General features: G+C 57.5%; 16 protein-coding genes and 6 pseudogenes. 8 read left to right on the top strand and 14 right to left on the bottom strand.

Annotated elements, in window-relative coordinates; all coding sequences use genetic code 11:
• Window positions 1–20 precede the first annotated feature (20 nt).
• Window positions 21–1,337, bottom strand: coding sequence for an amidohydrolase family protein (locus J2Z17_RS20800; protein ID WP_209947853.1), 1,317 nt, complete (start codon window positions 1,335–1,337; stop codon window positions 21–23).
• A gap of 115 nt (window positions 1,338–1,452) precedes the next feature.
• Between J2Z17_RS20800 and J2Z17_RS20795 the strand changes: the two genes are divergently transcribed.
• Window positions 1,453–2,358, top strand: coding sequence for a LysR family transcriptional regulator (locus J2Z17_RS20795; RefSeq protein ID WP_209947851.1), 906 nt, complete (start codon window positions 1,453–1,455; stop codon window positions 2,356–2,358).
• Between the two features lie 379 nt (window positions 2,359–2,737).
• Here the strand turns inward: J2Z17_RS20795 and J2Z17_RS20790 are convergent, their stop codons facing one another.
• Genes J2Z17_RS20790 through J2Z17_RS20775 form a run of 4 tightly spaced genes read right to left on the bottom strand, consistent with a single transcriptional unit; the run spans window position 2,738 to window position 5,719 of the window.
• A complete protein-coding gene (locus J2Z17_RS20790; protein ID WP_209947849.1) occupies window positions 2,738–3,391 on the bottom strand; it encodes an NAD(P)-dependent oxidoreductase in 654 nt (217 codons plus the stop codon).
• A 51-nt stretch (window positions 3,392–3,442) separates the two neighbouring features.
• Window positions 3,443–3,832, bottom strand: coding sequence for a hypothetical protein (locus J2Z17_RS20785; RefSeq protein ID WP_209947847.1), 390 nt, complete (start codon window positions 3,830–3,832; stop codon window positions 3,443–3,445).
• A gap of 2 nt (window positions 3,833–3,834) precedes the next feature.
• Window positions 3,835–4,794, bottom strand: a complete 960-nt coding sequence (locus J2Z17_RS20780) for an alpha/beta hydrolase (RefSeq protein WP_209947845.1) — start codon at window positions 4,792–4,794, stop codon at window positions 3,835–3,837.
• Between the two features lie 46 nt (window positions 4,795–4,840).
• Complete coding sequence (locus J2Z17_RS20775; protein WP_209947843.1) at window positions 4,841–5,719, bottom strand: NmrA/HSCARG family protein; 879 nt, start codon at window positions 5,717–5,719, stop codon at window positions 4,841–4,843.
• A gap of 116 nt (window positions 5,720–5,835) precedes the next feature.
• Between J2Z17_RS20775 and J2Z17_RS20770 the strand changes: the two genes are divergently transcribed.
• Window positions 5,836–6,735, top strand: a complete 900-nt coding sequence (locus J2Z17_RS20770) for a LysR family transcriptional regulator (RefSeq protein ID WP_209947841.1) — start codon at window positions 5,836–5,838, stop codon at window positions 6,733–6,735.
• Between the two features lie 145 nt (window positions 6,736–6,880).
• Here J2Z17_RS20770 and J2Z17_RS25295 read toward each other — a convergent pair.
• Window positions 6,881–7,149, bottom strand: a pseudogene (locus tag J2Z17_RS25295) (type II toxin-antitoxin system RelE/ParE family toxin).
• Between the two features lie 330 nt (window positions 7,150–7,479).
• A complete protein-coding gene (locus J2Z17_RS25555; RefSeq protein WP_342454443.1) occupies window positions 7,480–7,650 on the bottom strand; it encodes a response regulator in 171 nt (56 codons plus the stop codon).
• Window positions 7,651–8,132: 482 nt separating this feature from the next.
• On the opposite strand from J2Z17_RS25555, the gene J2Z17_RS20760 reads away from it, so the two are divergent.
• Window positions 8,133–8,342, top strand: coding sequence for a cold-shock protein (locus J2Z17_RS20760; protein WP_209948154.1), 210 nt, complete (start codon window positions 8,133–8,135; stop codon window positions 8,340–8,342).
• Window positions 8,343–8,494: 152 nt separating this feature from the next.
• Window positions 8,495–8,799 (top strand): annotated as a pseudogene (locus tag J2Z17_RS25290) (hypothetical protein).
• 152 nt (window positions 8,800–8,951) lie between these two features.
• Here J2Z17_RS25290 and J2Z17_RS20755 read toward each other — a convergent pair.
• From J2Z17_RS20755 to J2Z17_RS20740, 4 genes are all read right to left on the bottom strand, one after another.
• Window positions 8,952–9,935 carry an aldo/keto reductase gene (locus tag J2Z17_RS20755; RefSeq protein WP_209948152.1) on the bottom strand — a complete coding sequence of 328 codons (984 nt, stop codon included), beginning with the start codon at window positions 9,933–9,935 and terminating at the stop codon, window positions 8,952–8,954.
• Window positions 9,936–9,999: 64 nt separating this feature from the next.
• Entirely contained in the window at window positions 10,000–10,755 is a 756-nt protein-coding gene (locus J2Z17_RS20750) for an SDR family oxidoreductase (RefSeq protein ID WP_209947839.1), read from the bottom strand.
• A 127-nt stretch (window positions 10,756–10,882) separates the two neighbouring features.
• Complete coding sequence (locus J2Z17_RS20745; RefSeq protein WP_209947837.1) at window positions 10,883–12,313, bottom strand: MFS transporter; 1,431 nt, start codon at window positions 12,311–12,313, stop codon at window positions 10,883–10,885.
• A 72-nt stretch (window positions 12,314–12,385) separates the two neighbouring features.
• On the bottom strand, window positions 12,386–12,997 hold the full coding sequence (locus J2Z17_RS20740; protein WP_465261892.1) for a TetR/AcrR family transcriptional regulator: 612 nt from the start codon (window positions 12,995–12,997) through the stop codon (window positions 12,386–12,388).
• A gap of 128 nt (window positions 12,998–13,125) precedes the next feature.
• On the opposite strand from J2Z17_RS20740, the gene J2Z17_RS20735 reads away from it, so the two are divergent.
• Entirely contained in the window at window positions 13,126–13,515 is a 390-nt protein-coding gene (locus tag J2Z17_RS20735) for a RidA family protein (RefSeq protein WP_209947833.1), read from the top strand.
• A gap of 152 nt (window positions 13,516–13,667) precedes the next feature.
• Here J2Z17_RS20735 and J2Z17_RS20730 read toward each other — a convergent pair whose 3' ends face one another.
• Window positions 13,668–14,774 carry a Fic family protein gene (locus tag J2Z17_RS20730; RefSeq protein WP_209947831.1) on the bottom strand — a complete coding sequence of 369 codons (1,107 nt, stop codon included), beginning with the start codon at window positions 14,772–14,774 and terminating at the stop codon, window positions 13,668–13,670.
• A 201-nt stretch (window positions 14,775–14,975) separates the two neighbouring features.
• On the opposite strand from J2Z17_RS20730, the pseudogene J2Z17_RS20725 reads away from it, so the two are divergent.
• Window positions 14,976–15,281 (top strand): annotated as a pseudogene (locus J2Z17_RS20725) (hypothetical protein); the annotation flags it as partial.
• 66 nt (window positions 15,282–15,347) lie between these two features.
• Here the strand turns inward: J2Z17_RS20725 and J2Z17_RS20720 are convergent.
• Window positions 15,348–16,586 (bottom strand): annotated as a pseudogene (locus J2Z17_RS20720) (IS256 family transposase).
• Between the two features lie 325 nt (window positions 16,587–16,911).
• Between J2Z17_RS20720 and J2Z17_RS20715 the strand changes: the two are divergent.
• Window positions 16,912–18,746, top strand: a pseudogene (locus J2Z17_RS20715) (hypothetical protein).
• Window positions 18,747–18,848: 102 nt separating this feature from the next.
• Here J2Z17_RS20715 and J2Z17_RS20710 read toward each other — a convergent pair.
• A complete protein-coding gene (locus J2Z17_RS20710; protein ID WP_209947829.1) occupies window positions 18,849–20,030 on the bottom strand; it encodes a Fic family protein in 1,182 nt (393 codons plus the stop codon).
• Window positions 20,031–20,275: 245 nt separating this feature from the next.
• Here J2Z17_RS20710 and J2Z17_RS20705 point away from each other — a divergent pair.
• Window positions 20,276–21,168 (top strand): annotated as a pseudogene (locus tag J2Z17_RS20705) (hypothetical protein); the annotation flags it as partial.

Below are 21,168 nucleotides of genomic sequence, written 5' to 3'. Positions count from 1 at the left end.
CCTTGGACAGCGCCTGGGCATCAAGAAAAGAATGGCGGGTTGTAATTGCCGGCTTCGAAGAGGTGATCGCGCGAGGCGGTGACATCGGCCTTCAGCTTTTCAACATCGACGCCGAGAAGCTTGCCACCCCGCTTGCGCACCTGACCCGCGACCATGACGGTATCGACATCGGCGCGCTCTACGGCTTGAACGACCGTGCCGATCGCGTTGGTGACCGGGAACACGGCAATGCCATCGGTCCGGAGCATGATCAGGTCCGCCTGCTTGCCGGGAGTCAGTGTGCCGATTTGGCTATCTAGGCCGGCGGCGCGGGCGCCGTTGATGGTGGCAGCCTCCAATACCGCCTTTGCCGTAATTGCTGCCGGCACATCCGCCTCACCACGGAAGCGACGATTACGCATTGCGAAGCGCTGGCCGGAAAACAGCGCGTGCATTTCGCCAAACATGTCACTGCCGAAGGCGGTGTCGAGGTCAATGCCGATCGCCGGTGTCAGACCGTGATCGACCGCCTGCTGATAGGCAAAGCTGTCGTCGTCGAATCCGAACAGGGCGTCGGAGCGCGGATTGACGGTGACATTCACGCCGGCGTCGGCAAGTCGTTTCCAGGTTTCTTCGGGCAAGCGAGTGCAATGATTGAATATGTTATCCGCGCCGAGCAGGCCATCGAATTCCGGTCCGAGTTTGGAGAGATCGCCGATGAACTCGGTGAGGATGCGCATGTCGAGCCCTCGGGCGGCCTGCCACCAATCGCGCTGCAGCTGGCCGAACAGGCCGACGCGCACCAGCCCTCCATCATGATTCCAACGCGCGGCTAGCCGTTCGAGATCGTCAGGCAGGTGGGCGCTCGACGCTTGCTTGTCCATTGCCGTTCCGACCATATGCAGCGCGCGGACGCCGCTGTTGTCGAGTGCGTCGAGAGCGGCGTCTGTGTGTTCGGGGTTGCGAGAGGAATGGCAGGCGTCGATGATCGTCGTTATGCCGGCATCAAGAGAGGCAATAGCTGTGAGCTTGGTGCTGATGTGCATATCCTCGGGACGATAGTGTTTACCTATCGTCTCCGCGACGACGTCGATGTAGGCGAACAGGTCATCGACGTCCGGCATCATCCTACGCATTGCGCCAAGCCACATATGATGATGGGCATCGACTAGACCAGGCACGATGATCTTGCCTGAGGCATCGATCACCTCGGCGTCTTCTACAGAGAGCGAAGAGGCGATATCGGCGATCCGCGTCCCGTCGACCAGCACGTCGCCGCATTCGAAGTTCGGCACAGCCGAATCCATGGTGATGACGGTCGCGCCTTTGAAAAGCGTGCGTATGTTTCCCTGGCTCATGTTCAAACTCCTCTTTCAGCCGGCTGATCCGCTGAAGGGAATATGATCCGACGCGGGACTTGAATTAAGTGCGCTATTGTCAGATGATTACTGACTAAAAATCAGGAATAGCTTTATGGCATTCGACAGCCGAATGCTCTCCGGCATCAGCGTGTTGGCGGCGGTGGTGGAGGGGGGCAGCTTCGTCAAGGCAGCGGCACTGAGCGGGATCACCGATTCCGGTGTTTCGCGCGCAGTGAGCCGGCTGGAGGCCCGGCTCGGCATCAGGCTCCTTGACCGCACTACCCGTTCCGTGTCGCTGACGGATGAGGGCCGGCGGTTCTACGAGACGGTCAAACCGCATGTTGAGGCCATTGAAGATGCCGCTCTCATGGCGGGCGGCGCGTCATCTGCGGTGCGGGGCCGGCTACGGGTCGATATTGATCCATTTTTCTTGCCGCTGGTCCTGGCGGGCAGGCTCGGGACGTTTTGCGAACTCTATCCGGAACTCTCGATCGAATTCATCACCACTGAGCACATAGGGAATCTGGTGTCGGACAGGATTGATCTCGCGATCCGCTTCGGCCGCCCCCGGTTTTCCTCGCTGATCGCTCGCAAGCTCATCGAGGCACCGATCCTGACGGTTGCTGCACCCGCCTATATCGAGCGTTATGGCTGCCCAAGCCATCCTTCCGATCTCGTCAACCATCGTTGCCTACAGTTCTTGGATCCGCACACCAGCAGACCATTCGATTGGGAATTTGTGCGCGACGGACAGGTGATCGGGGTTGATACCAGCGGGCCACTCACCTTCACCGATCCGAAGACCATGTTGGCCGAATGTGTGGCTGGCAGCGGCGTCGGCCAGATCATCGGCTGGGGCGTCGGCGATCTCCTGGCATCCGGCCAGTTGATCGACCTCTTTCCTGACTGGCACGGAGAGCGCTTTCCGCTATTTGCCTATCGTCCATCACGCAAGCATGCTCCAGCCAAAGTTCGCGCCTTCATCGATTTCTGTGTTGATGTGGCGGCGCGTCTCTAGCCTCGTGGCACGCCCGAAAAGCTGACAGCCGAAGTCGTTAAAGCTGTAACTGACCCATGTTCGAGCACTCTCGTGCACAAATGGTGCGCTCGCTAGTGGTGAGACGCAAAAAGACAGACATGGGCTAAACGGTCACAACGCCAGAGTTCCGGGCGACAATGCAGAGCTTTTGCTCGCCTCTCCGCTCCAAGGGATACAAACCGGTGGCGCGCTATTCCTCTATTGGCAGCTCTTGAACAGGAATTGAACAGCCGTTCACTTAAATAATGGCGTTGATAGAGCTCATCAGATAGGCATCGATTTATCTCTGCAACGAAAGCGAGTAACGGGTATGCCGACGTTCACCGGTACGCGTCATCGCACCGATTTCCACGAGATGCTAAAGGTCGCGTGTCCCTGTCGCGCGCCAGGTGATAAGCGGCGCTTTTCGCAGCCACGTGTCGGTGGCAAGCTGCAGCACGACGAACTCGGCGACATCGGCCCGGGCGATGGTGCCACCATGGATGCCTGACAGATCGGTCAGGGCCTTGATGTGACCTTGCGCCGGCTTGTCGTTGAGCACCGTCGGCCGGACGATGGTCCAGTCGAGCGTGCTGGCGCGGATCGCATCTTCCTGGCGATCCTTGTCCTGATAGACCTTGCGCAGCATCAGAGGCAGGAACAGGTAGTCGAAGAAGAAGCCGCCATGGCCGCGGCTGTCACCGGCACCGAGGCCTGTGATGCAGATCAGACGACGGACATTTTGCTGCTCCATCACGCCGACCAGAGCGTGCGTTGCTGTCGAGAGTAGGGTCACCTCCTTGAACGGGCTCATGGCGGTGCCTAGCGAACTGATGACGGCATCGCAGCCGGCGATGGCGCGGGCTAGAGCTGCGGGATCGCGGGCGTCGCCTTCGACAAGTTCGGCGCCGGTAAGGTCCCCGGATTTTGCCTTGGAGCGAACGAGGGCAACGACCTCGTATCCCTTCGCGATGGCTTGGCCGACGATCAGACTGCCGGTGGCGCCGGTCGCGCCCAATACCAGAATTTTCATGTGAAATCTCCGTAGTTGTGTTGGCATTCCCGAGGGTATAGCTGAGTGAAATCAACGCTGGTGTTCGCCGGTCCACCGCGCCGCGGCTTCTGCCGTATCTTCGGGACGGGTGTTGAAGGCGATCGCCGCCTTCGGTGCGCCCCGGTGGATCGCGTTGACGACTTTCTCGAAGAACACCAAACCCTTGGGCGGAATGCGCAGGCCGCCGCCGATCACGACGGCATCATAGTCCACGCTAGCGAGCTGCGCGGCGAGGACTGCGATGCCACTGTCGTCGGGAGCGATCATGCAAATGTCGTTGTCCCAGCCGCGTTCGGTCATGGTGGCCTCCGCGAGGTCGATGCCGGCGTGGATTTGGTTAGCATCGAAGCCTGGCGGCAGGGCGGGATCGGAAAAATCGACGGTTTCGGGTTTCTGTCCTACAAACAAGACGCGGGTCATGATCAAGCTCCTTTGATGGGGTTGGAAGGGATCGCGTCAACGGCCGGAGTATCCAGCCGCTGACGGAGAAATTCGCCGATGGCAACGACGGATTGTTCGGCCGCAAGGAACTGGCCGAGGGAAGACTGGAAGACATGCGCCATGCCCTCCCAGATCGACAGCGTGATCTCCACGCCGGATGCCTGCGCCCGTTCGGCGTAACGGATCGAATCGGAGAGCAGAACTTCGTTGTCGCCGACATCGATGCGAACGGGCGGCAGACCGTTGAGTGGGGCATAGAGCGGCGATGCCTTGGGGTTCGTGGCATCCTGGCCCTGAAGGTACATGTTGGCGAAGGCCTGAAGGACATCGCGGGTGAAAATCGGGTCCGCCTCGGCCCTCGTCTGATAGCTTTCGCCGGTGAACGCGAGGTCGGTCCAGGGCGACATAACCGCCACGCCAACAGGCTGCACCAACCCCTTCGTCTCGTCGGCGGCGAGGATTGAAAGCAGCGCCAGTGTCAGACCACCGCCCGCCGAATCGCCCGCGACCACGATCTTCTCCGTGCCATCGGCAACGAGGCCGCGATAGGCGGCGACCACATCGTCGATCGCGGCCGGGAACGGGTGTTCGGGGGCCAGCCGATAATCCGGGGCAAATGTATCGACGCCGGCACGGGAGGCGATCTGCCCGACAAAATTTGAAAGCCCCTGTGCCGAGCCGAGAACGTAGCCCCCGCCATGAATATAGAGCATTCGGGCATCCGACCGAGCGTTTGCAGGGAGAAGCCAGAAGCCGGCGATGCCGCCGACTGTTCCGGCCTCGACCCGTACAGCTGCTGCGGCGGGGGTTGAGGCGAACATGGCATCGAACATCGGGCGCGCCTGAGGCCCGAGTATCTCGCCTTTGTGGGCCGAAGTGACGTGTCGCAAAGCGGCCACGGCGGACGCATCTTCGGGAGAGATGGGGTGGATCGTTGTCATCCTCGGTCTCCTTGTTAGTGAATTCGTGCGTGAGATGAGTGCAGGTTCAGCCCTTCGCCCACTGGGCAGCGGCATCCTTGGCAAAAGCGGCATAGGAGCGCGGGGCGCGACCGAGCAGACTGGTCAACCGGGCGAGGTCTTCTTCGCTCGCCACGGCGCCTGCGGTCTGGTAGCGGCCAAACATCAGGCGGAGATCCAGTGCATGCCAGGCGGGCAGCATGGTTTTCGTGCGCTGCTCCGTGACGACGAGATCATCACCGCCATAACGGACCGCACGACCGAGAGCGGCGCTCCAGATGGCGGCGATGCTTTCGCCCGTCTGGCTGTCAGGACCGACCAGGGAATAGATCTCGCGGCCGAGCGGTGCCGGGGCCTGTTCACGGCGAGTGAGTTCGATCGCTGAGGCTTCGCCAATATCGCGGATATCGACCATCGACACGCCCTTCCCGCCGATAGGCGAGGCATAAACCCCAGCTTCCAGGAGCCCGTCCTTCTGGCGAAGATCGTTCTGGATGAAATAGGCGGGACGCAAAATCGTGGCGGGAAGATCGAGCGCCTCTATCATGCGCTCGACAGTGTACTTGCCGGCAAAATGCGGCACGTCGGCATAGGCGTCACCGCCGAAAACCGAGAGATAGACGATGCCCTTGATGCCGGCCTCATGGGCCACCGTCAGCGTGAGCATGGCCTGGGTCAGTTCATCGGCGACATTCGGGGCGAGCACGAACAGCGTGCTGACGCCTTCAAGTGCTGCGCGCACCGAGTCCGGATCGGCGAGATCACCGCGGACCGCCGTGACGCCTGCGGGAAGCTGTGCCGTCTCCGGTGAGCGCGTTAAGGCGCGGACGTCAGCATTATGGGCTTGAAGATGAGCCAGGACCTGCGCCCCGATGGTTCCTGTGCCGCCTGTTACGAGAATACTCATGTTGAAATCTCCTTGCGATGATGTGCGTTGATCATGTGAGGACGAAGATATCTGTTTCATTTTCGTTGACGAGATAGCAAGATCGAGATTGCATGTCTCATATACGGAACACTACGATGGATCTTCAGGCTTTGTCCGACTTCGACCTTGTTGCCGCCCATGGCGGGTTTGGCCGCGCAGCTCGGGCTTCCGGGCGCTCGAAGGCGACCCTGTCGCGGCGGGTCGCAGAACTCGAGGAAAGCCTCGGGGTGCGGCTGATCGAGCGCGGCTCCCAGACCCTGCGATTGACGGAGGAAGGACGCTCGCTGCATGAGCGCACGCACGGGCTGCTCGGTGAAATCGCCGAGGCCGGCGAGGCGGTCGTGCTCGGCGCATCCACGCCAAGAGGCAGATTGCGGGTGAGTGCGCCCGTTGTCTTCGCGCATGTCGCGCTGCCACGGATCGCCACACGGTTTGCCCTGGCCTATCCCGAAGTCCAGCTCGAAATCGTCGCCGAGGACCGCAAGGTCGATCCCATCGATGACGGCTACGATCTGATCATTCGCATCGACCCGTCGCCCGACGAGCGCCTTGTCGGGCGACGTTTTCTCTACGATGAACGCCTGATCGTGGGCCCCCCGGGCATGCCACAGCCCTTTCCGGGAGTGGATGGCGAGGACGCCACGACAAAGGCTGTCCTGCTCTCCGTAACACCACCGGGGACCCTCTGGCGGATCAATTCCGGAACGGAAGCCGAGATCGTGCTGCGGCCAGAGCCGGTTCTGCGCCTCTCGTCGCTGCTGATGGTCCGCGATGCCGTGCTGGCGGGCGCCGGTGCCGCCCTGTTGCCCAAACTGCTCGTGGCTGATGACATAAAGTCCGGCAGGCTCACCTATTGGGGCACACTTGCCGGTCCCTCTGTGGAGATCTGGGCGCTGCAGAGTTCGCGCCGCCTGATCGGTGCCAAGGTCCGCGCATTCCTGGAAGTGATTGGAAGGGCGTTCCCGCAGAAGACCTTCGTCGCGCCGCCGGTTTGAGCGAAAGAAAGGGGGCAACGCGCTTCTGAATCCGTCGACTGGAGGATGAACGCTTCAGGCGAACGGCCGGGATAGCGGTCTTGATAGGAATCGAACCACAGTTTCCGCGCGAGTAAGTCGGTTATCTTGGCGGCATATGTTTTGGTCATTCCTGTGCGCCATGAAGCACCCGAAGAATTCGAACTGCCGTTTCAGTAATAGTATTGGCCGCGATGTAAGGCGTACCATTGACGACGAGTTTGCGTGTCCCGGCAATTCTGCCTACGCGCCCACTGGCGGGGAAATCGAGTAGACAACGGGTAGCCGCGACAAACCGCTCATCGATCACAACGGCGCCGCAGGATGATCTGCCCCGATATACGTGAAGATTGCGTCGCGATCCGATAACACAAATGCGGACCAAGTAAGTTTCACGATTTGGGCACACCAGCTTTAAGACGTGCAGATGCTCGACGTTCGGGAAAATGCGCCTAACTTGTCTTGGGCTTTAGCTTTGAGAGCGGTTCTCGAAGCGCCAAGACTCGTTTCCTGTTCCCCTTTGCTAAGCCAGCGGCGACCATCTCTCGGATAGCATTGATGACGCAGGCACGGTCGAAAGGTTTGCTGAAGAAGCGGCCTTGAATGGGCAGCATGTCATCACTCAACTGCCAATGTCCCGACGTCACGATGATCTGCACCGGTGGCCATCTATCACGCACGGCCGCTGCAAGCTTCAATCCATCCATAGTACCTGGCATGTCTATCTCAGTGAACATGACTTGGATGTCGGGGTTTTTCATAGAGAATAGCGATCGCCTCATCGGCGTCAGCCGCCGCGTGAACGGAAAACCCCTCATCTTCCAGGAAAGTTGCGACATCCATGCGGATGAGAATTTCGTCCTCGACGCCGAGCACCGCGATTCCATTATGCGCCATCCCTCACAATCCTCTGCCCTTTTTGCCGTCGTAATGCCTTTTCTGAATATGTCGGGCCAAGGCAGGTAACGCTCGAAGCGATGTAATGATCCTGAGGAAAAAAGATCTTTCATACCCCGCACGAACTGGCCGATAGCGCGGGTCTGATCCTGGCTCACTATTCGACCACTGAGGCGTCTGAATCTGTGAATAACGTTACTTCCGCAACCAGCATTCCAGTCATTCACGACAACGCTTCAAGTGGTGGAAGTGTAGGCCTGGCAAATACAGCCATAGATAGAATTATGCCATACCGAAAACTAAAAGTTGACAGGAGATGGTCAAAGCCTTATTTAGATGAGCGTCGATATTTTTTTGCTGAGCTTTGGTTACCGCGCGATTGGCACCGCGCTTTGAACGAACCCTCCCTTTAAAACAATCGCTATCATCATCCGCAACGCTCTCGCGTGGCGGTCGTCTATATTGCTATGAAAGGGTTCATCATGACCACTGGCACAGTTAAATGGTTCAATTCCACCAAGGGCTTCGGCTTCATTCAGCCTGACAACGGCGGCGCTGACGCCTTCGTTCACATCTCTGCCGTAGAGCGCGCCGGAATGCGCGAAATCGTCGAAGGCCAGAAGATTGGTTTCGACCTTGAGCGCGACAACAAGTCGGGCAAGATGTCTGCCTGCAACCTGCAGGCCGCATAATCGGTAACTGCTTTCCCTTGACCACGGATGTACTGGCACTGTCGAAAGCAAATTACCAACCGGGGTCAGGCAGATTGCCTGGCCTTTTTTGTGCCTGATAGCCACGCAGACCAGACTTGGTCGGCGATCGATCTCAATAGAAAAATCATTGCATGATGGCTCAAGCCAACGTGCCTCAGGCAGGTAACACGGCCTGGCAGATCGTCATCCAGGAATCCTCAGGATGGTGGTCCGCGATGTCTATAAATCTTGAGACGAAGCCTCTTTCCACGCGCATATCAACCGCATTGACGAAGTAGCGGTGGACAGCATCTATACCGGTCTGACTCTGCGGGCAACAGCTGAGTGGACACAAGTTTTCTTCAAAGAAAAAGCCAGCAACTTCGTCGCTACGCTTTTGACGAGGGAAAATCGACGTTCTTCAAGCCCGCGTCATTGGCGTCGGATAGGCCTCTGACCACCAAATTTAGGTCAGAGCCAACATTCCGCGCCGATTGACATCCCGGTAATAGATTTGGGACGAAGTCGCGGACATTCCGCCTAATATGATCGTCTCCAAATTCTCAGTCCATCTTCACGTGTTTCAGTTTTGGCCACCAGACCCTCTCGTCAGGAGAATCCAACGACAGAGCGAGGAATGTAACTGATTTCAAGATCTCTGATTTCAGCAGCGGTGAGCCCGATGGTCAGCCCAGCGACAGCGTCGTCCAGGTGATGCAATTTGGTCGCGCCGATGATAGGAGCCGACACTCCGGATTTCGCAAGAACCCAAGCGAGTGCGATCTGCGCTTTGGGAACCGCTCTCTCCGTCGCGATCTTTGCCACTGCCTCTACTACGCGCCTGTCGGCTTCCGCAGTCATCGACGTATAAAGGCCTTTTCCGATCTCGTCGGTATCAGAGCGCTCACTTTGCGCATTCCAGTCGCGGGTTAGACGGCCACGTGCGAGGGGGCTCCACGGTATGACGCCGATACCCTCGGCTTTGCAGAGTGGAAGCATTTCCCTCTCCTCCTCTCGATACAGAAGGTTCAGGTGGTTCTGCATAGATACGAACCGTGACCATCCGTTCGCCTGTGAGACAGCGAGCATTTTGGAGAACTGCCACGCGTACATGGAAGACGCGCCGATGTAACGGGCTTTGCCCGCCTTTACGACATCATGCAAAGCTTCCAACGTCTCCTCAATCGGCGTCTGATAATCAAACCGGTGGATCTGGTAGAGATCAACATAGTCGGCGCCCAACCGCTTCAGGCTTGCATCGATCTCCGAAAAAATGGCTTTTCGGGAGAGGCCGGCACCATTCGGTCCGGGCTTCATCCGGCCGTTGACCTTCGTGGCAATGACGACGTCGTCTCTCGTCGAGTAGTCCCTTATAGCGCGGCCAAGGATTTCTTCGCTCGTTCCATCCGAGTAGACATTTGCGGTATCGAAGAAGTTGATCCCCAATTCGATCGCTTTGCGGATAAAGGGGCGGCTTTGTTCTTCCGTTAGCGTCCACGGGTGGCTTCCGCGATCGGGCTCGCCATAGCTCATGCACCCAAGGCAAAGCCGGGAAACCTCGAGGCCGGTGTTTCCAAGGCGCGTATATTCCATGTCTATCTCCAATTTCGCGGCGAGAACCTGATTTTCCAATCGGCAGGTTCCGCTTACTTAATGTTCAAGCGCTTATGCCGCCGTCGACGAGAATGCCCGAGCCAGTGATGTAGCCAGCGCCTGGCCCCGCAAGGAATGCAACGGCCTCTGCAACCTCTCGGGTCCGACCGTATCTGGGAATCGACAAGCTCGGCAAGATCGCAGGTGCGAGAGCGCCATCGGCAGGGTTCATGTCGGTATCGATCGGGCCAGGCCGGACGAGATTGACGGTAATTTCCCGCGGACCCAGTTCGCGCGCTAGACCACGTGTAAAACTTTCCAAAGCGGACTTGGTCGCTGCATAGACCGCAATTCCTGCGAAAGGGACAGCCAGGCCTGCATTGCTTCCGGTACTGATGATGCGACCGCCATCCGGGATGTGCTTGAGCGCTGCCTGAGTAATCAGAAAGACGCCGCGCACATTCACGTTCAGTTGAAGATCAATCTCGTCCAGTGGCTGTGAGGAGAAGTCACCTGCGAACAGGACGCCGGCATTGTTGACCAGGATGTCGAGGCCGCCAAGGTCAGCGACCGTCCGCTCAACTGCAGCTTTAGCAGCGTCTGGGCTCGCGGCGTCAGCTTGAATGGCAATGGCTTTGCGGCCCATCCTTCGGATCTCGGCCACGAGGGCTTCGGCCTTGTCCGCCGACCTCTCATAGGTGATCGCGACGTCGGCACCATCTTCAGCCAGCTTCAACGCGATGGCCGCACCGATACCGCGTGCTGCACCAGTCACGAGCGCTCGCCTTCCCGCAAGCGGAGGAGTGGGATTGTTTTTCATGGGTTTACCTCAAAATGTTGCAATTCGATCGGCGGAGAAATGGATTGTCCGAGGGTGGCCGATTGAGAGAGGGAATGGTCAGATGGCCAACGGACGAGCCGATGGCTAGGCTTCTCAACATTCGCACTTATCGGTGGACTTCTTCGTCCGATGGAAGGTCGGCAGAAAGCCAACCTGCAATGAGAAGACAAAGACCAATCGCGACGGCTGCGACGCTGTAGGCATGGCCGATGGATCTCTCATCGGATGCTGAACCCAGGATTGAGAAAAATAAGCCGCCGATAAGCGTTGTTGCCAAAGCGCCACCTATCTGGAGCATCGAATTGACCAGGCCGGAGGCCAAACCCGACCGCGTCGGGTCAACCCGCTGAACGACAGTCTTCACGAGATTTGGGAGCGCAATTCCCTGGCCGACGCCAATAAGGAACAGGGCAACGAATAGGAGCTCTGGTGCTCCGAATGAGATCAGGGCAGCGGTCCCGAACAATCCAGCCGCTTCCAAGGTCATGCCTGCGGCGGCGGAATACCTGCCGAAGACGCGCAGGATGCTCCCGCTCGCGAATGGCCCCAAAACAAATCCAAGGGCCGCGGGAAGGATTGCGACGCCGGCCTCGAAAGGCGTGCGGCCAAGACCGCCCTGTTGGTAGACCGAGAATGTCAGCCAGAAAGCCGCAAAGGCGTAGAAGAACAGGGCTGAGAGCAGCCCGCGCTTCAATCCAGGGACATGAAGCAGTCGAGGTTCTACAATCGGATCTCCCCCCACCGCCCCTACCTTTAGCTCGTAGCGCCAAAACAGCAGAAGAAGTGGCAGGGAAGCCGATAGCATCAAAATCGACCAGATCGGCCACCCTTGTTCACGGCCCTCGATGAGCGGCGAGATCAGCGCAAACAACGCAACTGCGATCAGCGTCGCTCCACCCAGATCAAGCTTCCTCGCGTGCTCCGATCTGGTCTCGCACAACATCACCAGCGCGGCCGGCGCGGTTATTGCGATTACGGGAAGGTTGATGAGGAAAATGGTTCTCCATCCGAGGTCAAAGACATTCAGGGCGATTAGCGCCCCACCGAGAAACAGGCCAGCCATTGATGCCACCCCAAATGTCAGGGCGTAAAAGCTAAGTGCCTTCGACTTTTCGTGGTCGGGAAAAATTGCATTAATTGACGCCAAAGCTTGCGGCGCCATGATTGCTGCCGCAAACCCCTGGAGGATACGACCGGTGATCAGGACCGAGGGGGACCAGGCGAAGCCGCACAAGGCAGAGGCGGCAGCGAATGCGACCATTCCAGCCAGAAAGACGTTTCGTCGACCATAAAGGTCGCCAAGCCTGCCACCGGTGATCAGCATGACTGCGTAGGCGGTGGCATAGCCTGAAATAATCAGCTGCATCGTCGAGGCGGAGGCCTGAAAGTCCTGCCGGATCGAGGGCAGCGCCACGTTGACGATGAAGAAATCCAGCGGTGGCAGAAAAGCCCCGGTCAACAAGATGGCCAGCGCAGTCCACCTGCGCGGATCGAGAGTGTCCTTGGCATCATGGGATTGTATCAACTTTCTCTCCATATCGAGAAGCGGAACCGCTCAAGAGGGTTGCAAATATGCGCGCGTTCGGAACTAAACGGTTCCTAATTGAAGTCAGTCGAGCGGCTTTAGCGCGAAGTCAACCATGGCCCTGGTGTCGTCGCGATCCGCTCCTGTTTTCCCTAGAACTCTCATTCCCTGGATCTGACACACGAGGAATCTCGCCAGAGTTCGCTCGTCCAGCCCAGGATCAATCTCACCAAGGGCTTGGGCTCTTATGATGGCAGCCGCATAAACATCCTGCAGTCGCCGAAACAATCGTGCAATTCGAGCGGAAACCTCTTCGTCCACGGGAAGCATTTCAACGGCGGACAACACGACAAAGCATCCGCGCAGTCCCTCTTTTCCTGAGGACTCCTCAACCTGGCGCGAAAAGGCTTCTCGAATTGCGGCTTTTGGCGACGGGTTGGCATGCAGGATTTCGCCAAGCTTGCGAATGGCATCTTCGATGTAGACATCAAGCGCGCGGAGGTAGACGCCACGTTTGTCTACGAATGCCTTGTAAAAACTACCTCTCGATATCTCCATGCCCTCGAGAAGGTCGGGCAAAGACGCATCGTGATATCCACGGTCCCAAAACACGCCCATCGCCTTGCGAACTGCCTCGTCGAGTACGAATTCGCGAGGGCGTCCAACGGACGGGGATGTATGACTGCGTATAATCATGCAATCAATATGGAACCGTTCGGTTTCTATTGCAAGTCATATTTTCTGGCATTAGGTAGTCGCTCGTGATTTCGTGGCGCCGCCCTTCTCTACCTAGGCCGCCTATTTTAACAGGAAAGTGCAGGCCAATGGATCGAGAAGTCATTATTCCGGAGGAAATGCGCGAAATCGTCGCCCGCGCAGGATATGCCCCGGCGGTTAAGGTTGGAGATACGATCTACGTGGTCGGGCAAGTCGGCCGCACGAGAAACTTGCAGGTGATTGAGGACCCGCGAGAACAGTTCGGGGCCATGTGGGAGAACCTCCGCATTGTCCTTGAGGCTGCAAACTGCACCTTCGACGACGTGGTTGAGATGACCAGCTATCATGTGGAGATGGCGAAGCACATGGATATTTTCCGGACGGCAAAGAACGAAGTCTTTCCGAAAGGAACTTACGCATGGACGCGCATTGGCGTATCCGAACTCGCGCATCCTAGCTTACTTGCCGAGGTGAAATGCGTCGCGGTGAAGCGATAGCGATTAAGTTCACACCGATTGGGGAGCGGGCAATGCGCCCTCAATCGGAGAGCGATGCCGGTATGGAACGAGGGTACCATTGCTCTTGAGAGGAATCGAACAGCTGTTCTCCTAGATAATGGCTTTGATGAAGTTCACTAACAGGCATCAATTTACCTCAGCAATGACAGCGCGTAGCGTGTATGCCGACGTTCACCGATACGCGTGAGCACACCGATCTCCACGAGTTGCTGGAGGTCGCGTGTCGCTGTCGCGCGGGATGTGTTTGTGATCGAGATGTAGTTTTCTGCACTTAAGCCGCCCTTGAAGCCCGCTGTGCCTTGCTTGAGGATGCGCGCGACCACCTTTTCTTGCCGCTCGTTCAGTTTGGCTCTAAACCGGTCGTAGAATTTTGCTTTCTGAATGAAGAAATCTATGCGCTCAAGCGTTGCCCGTTGAGCATCCAAGATCGTCTCTGAAAAGAAAAAGATCCAATCGGTGATATCAAGCGTGCGCTGGTGGCGCTCAAGCTCTGAATAATAGGTCTTCCGGTTCTTCTCAATCATGAAGGCGAGTGAAATGAGGCTTGGTTGCCCAATGTTCTGAGCCAGGGATTTCTCAGCAAGCGCGCGCCCAATTCGACCATTCCCATCCTCAAATGGATGAATGCTTTCAAAATAAAGATGACCCACTGCTGCGCGCGTTAGAGCTTGAAGCGGTGTTTGGCCATCCGGCCCGGATCGATTAAACCATGTGATGAAGGTCTCCATCTCAGTTTTAACCTGGCGAGATGGGGGAGCCTCGAAATGGATCGTAGGCTTATCCAAGCGACCTGATACGATCTGCATCGCGTCTTCATGCTTGCGGTAATCACCAATCGTCTCAATGTAACGATTTCCGGCCATAAGCATCGAATGCCAATGGAACAATTCTTCACGGTCCAGCGGCTCATGCCAGTTTCGATAGACATCCGCCATCATCTCCGCGATCCCGCGTTCTTGGGGGCGGACCTGCCTATCGTCAGTGTTGAGGCCGAACTGCCGGCGGAGCGAGGATTGAACACTTGCGCGATCCAGAAACTCCCCCTCGATCTCTGAGGTCTTGACCGCTTCGTCGCTCAGCAATTCAATGCGAAGTTGGTTGCTGTCATCCTCATTGAAATGCCGGACGGCACCAATGACCTCGCCGGCGGACTGCAGGAACTTCTGTTCCAACAGTATCACGCTTGCTGCGTCATACCTGAAATTTGGCCATTCGGCATTCTGCCAGTTCCATTTCATGAGCTATAGCCAGCCTTTCTATAGCTCATGATTATTGCCATATATGAGCTATTGCAAGTCCATCTATCGCTCGGCACCGCATCTGTACCCCCCGATCCAAGCAGCAGCGATCGAAAGGCCGCCAACCTAGCCTGAACATATTTTGTTAAAGCTCGCCTCCTATTCCCGCTCGCCCTCGGCACTGGTGTTGAGAGAAACGGAATGAGCATGACCAAAAATGACCTTTCATCACATCATTTTCAGCGAAAGATATCCGAATTCTGCGAGCTGCGTATCGCGCCAATCGCATCCAGGCGGGCGCTGGAAAATATCCGGCCTTACCTGGCCAGTTTGATTATCTACCGGAAATCGCCACCGCTCCTGAATGGCCATATCGACTGGACAACAATCGGTCAGGCCTGTGGGATCGAGACCGAGTTGACGGCAGAACTGCAAAAGCGGTTCCGGCCAGGCCTGGATGCAATCATCCGTTGGCTCGGCGCACCACCGGCAGTCGAGGGGCGACGATGATCGTGTCCCAGGACGTGGTGTAGCTTAGACGGCCACGGCTCATCCCAGAGGGCCGGATGAGTGTCAGCTTGCGGCTGGCAGGCTGATGAGCGGATCATCGCTCATCGTAGCGATTGTCTCAAGTGTCATGTAGCGGGACCGCTGGACGGCCCATTCATCGTTCTGTTCGAGGAGGAGCGCGCCGATGAGCCTGACGATGGCGTCGTCGTTGGGGAAGATGCCGACGACCTCGGTGCGTCGCTTGATTTCGCCGTTGAGACGCTCGATCGGATTTGTCGAATGAAGCTTTGCCCAGTGCTGCTTGGGAAAGGTCATGTAGGCGAGCACATCCTGTTCAGCACTATCCATGAGCGTGGCGAGTTTGGGCACCTTCGGCCTGATCTGGTCGTTCGGCAGGCGAATGATTCACTGGATCATTCGCACACCCGCCTCACCATTGCGCCACTGAGTGCTTGCCGCCTCCGGCGTGTCCAGAGCGAAGGCCGTGGCAATGAAGGCGGAGACGACGCGGCGTCCGCTCTTTCCGGCATGGGCAAGCGCATTGCGCATGAAGTGGACCCTGCAGCGCTGCCAGGTGGCACAGAGCACCTTCGATACGGCGGCCTTGATGCCCTCATGCGCATCTGAGACGGAGAGCTTGACGCCACGCAGACCCCGCCTGGTCAGCTTTCGAAGAAACTCGGTCCAGATCGCCTCGGCCTCGGACGTGCCGATCTCCATGCCGAGCACTTCACGTCGGCCGTCGGTGTTGACGCCGACGGCGATGATGACAGCGACCGAGACGATGCGACCGCCGCGCCGGACCTTCAGATAGGTCGCGTCAATCCAGAGATACGGCCATTCGCCTTCGATGGGCCGGTCGAGAAAGGCCTTCACCTTGTCGTCGATCTCCTCGCAGAGCCGCGACACCTGGCCCTTGGAAATGCCCGACATGCCCATGGCCTTAACGAGATCGTCAACCGAGCGGGTCGAAACGCCCTGGATGTAGGCTTCTTGAATGACCGCCGTCAGGGCCTTCTCTGCCATGCGGCGTGGCTCCAGGAAACTGGGGAAATAGCTGCCAGTGCGAAGCTTGGGAATGCGCAGCTCGACGGTGCCCGCCCGTATCTCCCAATCCCGGTCGCGATACCCATTACGCTGGGCAAGTCGGAAGCCATTCTTCTCGCCATAGCCCGCGCCGGTCTTCGTCCCGATCTCCAGCGCCATCAGTTTCTCGGCAGCAAAGCCGATCATCTCGCGCAGCAAATCGGCGTCGGCGCTCTTCTCAACGAGTGAGCGCAGGTTCATCATGTCGTAGGTCATCGGTGGTGTCCCTCAGGTTGGTCATAAGCAACCCGACCCTACCGGAAATCACCGATGGCTATGAAATCCAGCTACACCACTCCATGGGACACGATCGCGACGATCGCCAAAGCCAAAGACCCGCCCGAATAAAATTGTGCACGCCAAAAAGGCAGCTTCCGCATCCTCGACCAGAAAGCCGCAACGCGCGGCGGCCGACGGTGCCCTTGTCCGGTCTGCATCGACGCGGCCTGGACCTGCACCGAAGCCGATCAGCCCATTCCTGGAACCACTATTCGAAGGGACAGAAGATCCGGCAAGCTTTCAGGACGCATTAGTTTATCACATGCGGCGGTTCGGCGACACATATTGGCAGCTCTACCGCGCCGTTGTTCATCTCAATGAAACCTTCGACAACAAGACACTGTTATCCTGGATCCAGGGCGAGCGCGTGCCCCGATCCGTTGCCAGTTTCGATATCCTCCGCAGTATCGAGCGGCGCTACCGACTTTCACAAGGATATTTCAAAGAGAAGCTACCGCATCAGGCCCGCTCCCTTTATGGTCACGAACTCGGTGATATCAGCCCGGCTGAGCGGCGCAGGATCTCATTGCACCTTCCGGATGACTTCAGCAGTCTGCCCTTCACCAAGCGCGAAGAGATCCTTGTTTGGGTGCGCCGCGTGATCATCTCCGGATCGACAGAATATCGTCGATACCAGGCGGCGGCCAGCAAGCAGCGATACGCGATCCGCTTTCCCGGCGTCACCTATGGCGGAAGCTCGTTATCACCGAGGTCCTTGGCACCTGCGGTCGGCGCCAATCATAATGACGCGACGGAATTTAATGATCCAGATTTGCTATCAGGCGTTGTGGACGCGCCACCGCGGCTTGCCATGGAAATGGCAGATCTCGTACGTTTCAAGACCTCGACGCTGACCGCGATTGGGTTTCAGCGGAATGGCGTCTGGGGAGAAGAAACGGCGTCGCAGAAGATCGAGCATCTAGGCCTCATGTTTGGCGCGCTGGTCGCTTCACCAAACGGTGCAATAAAGGGCTTTGGCGTTCCGCTCAGTCATTTGAGTTTTGGCCTTCTCATCTTTCCTGGCGTGTGGGACTGGTATCTGCAGTGGCGGGAACAACGCCGTGGCTTCTATACCAAATGTGAAGAAGACATGCTGATGGTTGCCCAGGCTCTTTCGCGCGCCGAGGTTGGCTGGATACGACAGCACCCGGAGCTGCCTAAAAACGTCAGGCCGATATCCGGCCTGATTGAGCAGGAAGAAATCGACTTCGCAGCTCGCGATTGGCACGGCGCCTGCGACGCCTTTCACCGACATGCCGCCAATCGCTCTAAGGAAATCCAACGCGTCATGCGTGTTCACCGCGACCCATTCGAGCCGATCATGTGTGTCCTCGAAGCCGAGAGCCCGTTGGCGGAATATCGAAAGATCACAGACGAGATCCTAAAGCGGATGCCCGATGAGAACAGATACCCACGGCCGGTGGCCGAAGCCGTCAGATCATTCCTACTGCTTCGGCTCGGTCTGCACCTCGGGCTGCGGCAAAAGAACCTTCGCCAGCTGCGTGTCTGTCCGCGTGGACATTATCCGACGTCAGAACGCCGTCTGGAGGATATGGAATGCGGTGAGCTGCGCTGGAGCGATCGCGACCATGGTGGGAGGTCCTAATCCCGTCGGTCGCGTTCAAAAACTCCGGCTCCTCTTTCTTCGGACAAAAGCCGTTCCGGCTCATCATGCCGGACTTGCTCGATCTCTACGAATACCTCGACGCATACATCGACCGCCATCGTGGTGTTTTGCTTGGCGGCGCCAAAGACCCTGGAACGCTGTTCGTCAAGACGGTGAAGACCACCAGTATCGACGCGGCCTACAACTCCACCACGTTCTACGAGGCGTGGCGCACGGTTATTCAGCGCTACGGGATCTACAATCCTTATACCGGGCGGGGTGCGATCAAGGGCTTGCTGCCGCACGGACCCCATAACCTGCGGGACATTCTTGCGACACATATTCTGAAGCAGACCGGATCCTACGAGCAGGCGAGCTACGCCATTCAGGACACGCCCGATGTTGTGCAACAGCACTACGGTCGCTTCCTGCCGCAAGACAAGGCAGCACTGGCCGCCAAGATCCTCAATCAGGTATGGGAGGCTGCGTAAGCTCGAATGAGATGCGCGGCTCGGATGTAAACCACGGCCTACTTCCGAGCCGCAGTCGTTGTTTCGCCTTGATGAAGATCGAACCTTTGGCCCACCTATTCGTCATGAACTGAGAGGTAGAGGATCGGTGCCTTCGCTCAGGATTGCAAGATATCGTCGATAACTGAACACACGGCCACGCTTGCGGCCAGTGACCTCATCAACGATACCCAATCGCTCCAGATCTGCGAGTGCGGCGTTGACCGTTGGTGCGGACAGACCTGTTATCTGAACAATCTGGTTCGCCGTGTGAAAGGGGTTTTTCTGGAATAGCTCGTGAATGCGAAGGGCCGACCCTGCTCTGTCACTTTCCACCGTGATCTTCTCCCGATCTTCCTTGAAAAGATCGACGATCTGAGTGGCAGCCTCAAATGCCTGATTGGCAGTGTCGGCGACGCCGGCGAGAAAGAAGTCCAACCATGCTTCCCAGTTTCCGTTTTCGCGAACCTCCTGCAGCAACCGATAATATTCTCTCCGATGGGACTTCAGATAGAGGCTGAGGTAGAGCAGCGGCTTTTGCAGCACGCCGTTCATGCAAAGATACAGGGTTATAAGCAGGCGGCCGATACGACCATTACCATCGAGAAACGGATGGATCGTTTCGAATTGCACGTGCAGCAGACCAGCCTTTATGAGTGCCGGCAACCGCGATTGATCGTCATGCATGAAGCGCTCGAACGCATCCAGACAGCCTGCCATTTCAGTGACGGGTGGTGGTACGAAAAGTGCGTTACCGGGCCGCGTGCCACCAATCCAATTTTGCGAGCGGCGGAACTCTCCGGGATCCTTGGTGCCTCCTCGCCCACTGTGCAGGAGCCTGGCGTGCATCTCGCGGATCAGACGCAACGACATGGGCAGCGTTTCCAGCCGCTCCAAACCATACATCATGGCGTCGACATAGTTGGAGACTTCACGAATATCATCAACCGGCTGCCCAGCCTGAGCTTCGGTTTCGAACCGCAAAAGATCGGAAAGCGTCGACTGCGTACCTTCAATCTGAGAGGAAAGAACAGCTTCCTTTCTTACATACATGTAGAGAAACAGCTCCTGTCGCGGCAGCAGCATTGTGATCCCATCCAAGCGTCCTAGCGCTCGCTCTGCTAGGCTGAGGCGCTCAAGCAAGGAAAGCACATCAATCGCCGGCTCGGGTGGCAATGGTGGAGGGACGAACGCGCGCACTGTTTCATTGGCAGCGACCGTTTCGACGAAGCGACCCAGGCGGTTTTTAGGTTTAGAATCAGACATAACCCAATATCAGGCGCGCGCCTTATTTAAACAAGAGGCATTTCATTTAATTAAGCGGCAGACTTAGATAAGCGCACTTAATTAACGCGCTCACATTGAATTCCTGAGATTTGATCCAGGCGGCATGGCGCCTAATACGATGATTAGGCGCCATTAAAAGTGACACGCCCGATACATCCTTTGTTAAACCTCGCACCCTATTCCCGCTCGCCCTCGGCATTGGCGCCGAGAGAAACGGAATAAGCATGACCAAAAATGTTATTTCATCACATCATTTTCAGCGAAAGATATCTGAATTCTGCGAGCTGCGTATCGCGCTAATCGCATGCCGGCGGGTGTTGGAAGAATATCCGGCCCTACCTGGTCAGTTTGATCATCTACCGAAAATCACCACCGCTCCTGAATGGCCATATCGACTGGACGACGATTGAGCAGGCCTGTGGGCTCGCGGCCGAGTTGACGGCAGAATTGAAAAAGCAGCTTCGGCCAGGCCTCGATGTAACATCCAGTGGCTCGGCGCTCCACCGGCAGCCGAAGGACGACGCTCACCAAAGCTGACAGCTAGCCCGCGCAAAACTGTGCTCGCCAAAAAGGCTGTCTCCACATCCTCGACCAGAAAGCCGCAATGCGCGGCGGCCGACGATCCCTTTGTCCGTGCTGCGTCGATACAGCCTGGACCCGCACCGAAGCCGATTAGCCCATACCCTGAACCATTATTCGATGCGACAGAGGATCTGGCAAGCTTTCAAGACGCGCTGGCCTATCATATGCGGCGGTTCGGCGACACATATTGGCAGCTCTATCGCGCCGTTGTTCATCTGAACGAGACCTTCGACCACAAGACGCTGCTCTCTTGCATCCAGGGCGATCGCGTACCCCGATCTGTTGCGAGTTTCGACATCCTCCGCCGCATCGAGCGGCGCTATCGACTTTCGGAGGGATATTTCAAAGAGAAGCTGCCTCATCAGGCGCGTTCGCTTTACGGTCATAATCTCGGCGATGTTAGCCCGGCTGAGCGGCGCAGGATCTCATTGCACCTTCCGGATGACTTCAGCAGTCTGCCTTTCACCAAACGCGAAGAGATCCTCGATTGGGTGCGCCGGGTGATCATTTCCGGATCAACGGAGTATCGTCGCTA

It is taken from the genome of Heterorhizobium halophytocola, from assembly GCF_017873095.1.
Taxonomy (GTDB): domain Bacteria; phylum Pseudomonadota; class Alphaproteobacteria; order Rhizobiales; family Rhizobiaceae; genus Allorhizobium; species Allorhizobium halophytocola.
The sequence above is the reverse complement of the archived record's forward strand: the minus strand, read 5'-3'. Positions and strand labels throughout refer to the sequence as shown.

Bases quoted from the DNA above. Each gene is read 5' to 3' on its own strand.
- J2Z17_RS20800 (WP_209947853.1), bottom strand. From the start codon at position 1,337: ATGAGCCAGGGAAACATACGCACGCTTTTCAAAGGCGCGACCGTCATC.
- J2Z17_RS20795 (WP_209947851.1), top strand. From the start codon at position 1,453: ATGGCATTCGACAGCCGAATGCTCTCCGGCATCAGCGTGTTGGCGGCG.
- J2Z17_RS20790 (WP_209947849.1), bottom strand. From the start codon at position 3,391: ATGAAAATTCTGGTATTGGGCGCGACCGGCGCCACCGGCAGTCTGATC.
- J2Z17_RS20785 (WP_209947847.1), bottom strand. From the start codon at position 3,832: ATGACCCGCGTCTTGTTTGTAGGACAGAAACCCGAAACCGTCGATTTT.
- J2Z17_RS20780 (WP_209947845.1), bottom strand. From the start codon at position 4,794: ATGACAACGATCCACCCCATCTCTCCCGAAGATGCGTCCGCCGTGGCC.
- J2Z17_RS20775 (WP_209947843.1), bottom strand. From the start codon at position 5,719: ATGAGTATTCTCGTAACAGGCGGCACAGGAACCATCGGGGCGCAGGTC.
- J2Z17_RS20770 (WP_209947841.1), top strand. From the start codon at position 5,836: ATGGATCTTCAGGCTTTGTCCGACTTCGACCTTGTTGCCGCCCATGGC.
- J2Z17_RS25555 (WP_342454443.1), bottom strand. From the start codon at position 7,650: ATGGCGCATAATGGAATCGCGGTGCTCGGCGTCGAGGACGAAATTCTC.
- J2Z17_RS20760 (WP_209948154.1), top strand. From the start codon at position 8,133: ATGACCACTGGCACAGTTAAATGGTTCAATTCCACCAAGGGCTTCGGC.
- J2Z17_RS20755 (WP_209948152.1), bottom strand. From the start codon at position 9,935: ATGGAATATACGCGCCTTGGAAACACCGGCCTCGAGGTTTCCCGGCTT.
- J2Z17_RS20750 (WP_209947839.1), bottom strand. From the start codon at position 10,755: ATGAAAAACAATCCCACTCCTCCGCTTGCGGGAAGGCGAGCGCTCGTG.
- J2Z17_RS20745 (WP_209947837.1), bottom strand. From the start codon at position 12,313: ATGGAGAGAAAGTTGATACAATCCCATGATGCCAAGGACACTCTCGAT.
- J2Z17_RS20740 (WP_465261892.1), bottom strand. From the start codon at position 12,997: ATGATTATACGCAGTCATACATCCCCGTCCGTTGGACGCCCTCGCGAA.
- J2Z17_RS20735 (WP_209947833.1), top strand. From the start codon at position 13,126: ATGGATCGAGAAGTCATTATTCCGGAGGAAATGCGCGAAATCGTCGCC.
- J2Z17_RS20730 (WP_209947831.1), bottom strand. From the start codon at position 14,774: ATGAAATGGAACTGGCAGAATGCCGAATGGCCAAATTTCAGGTATGAC.
- J2Z17_RS20710 (WP_209947829.1), bottom strand. From the start codon at position 20,030: ATGTCTGATTCTAAACCTAAAAACCGCCTGGGTCGCTTCGTCGAAACG.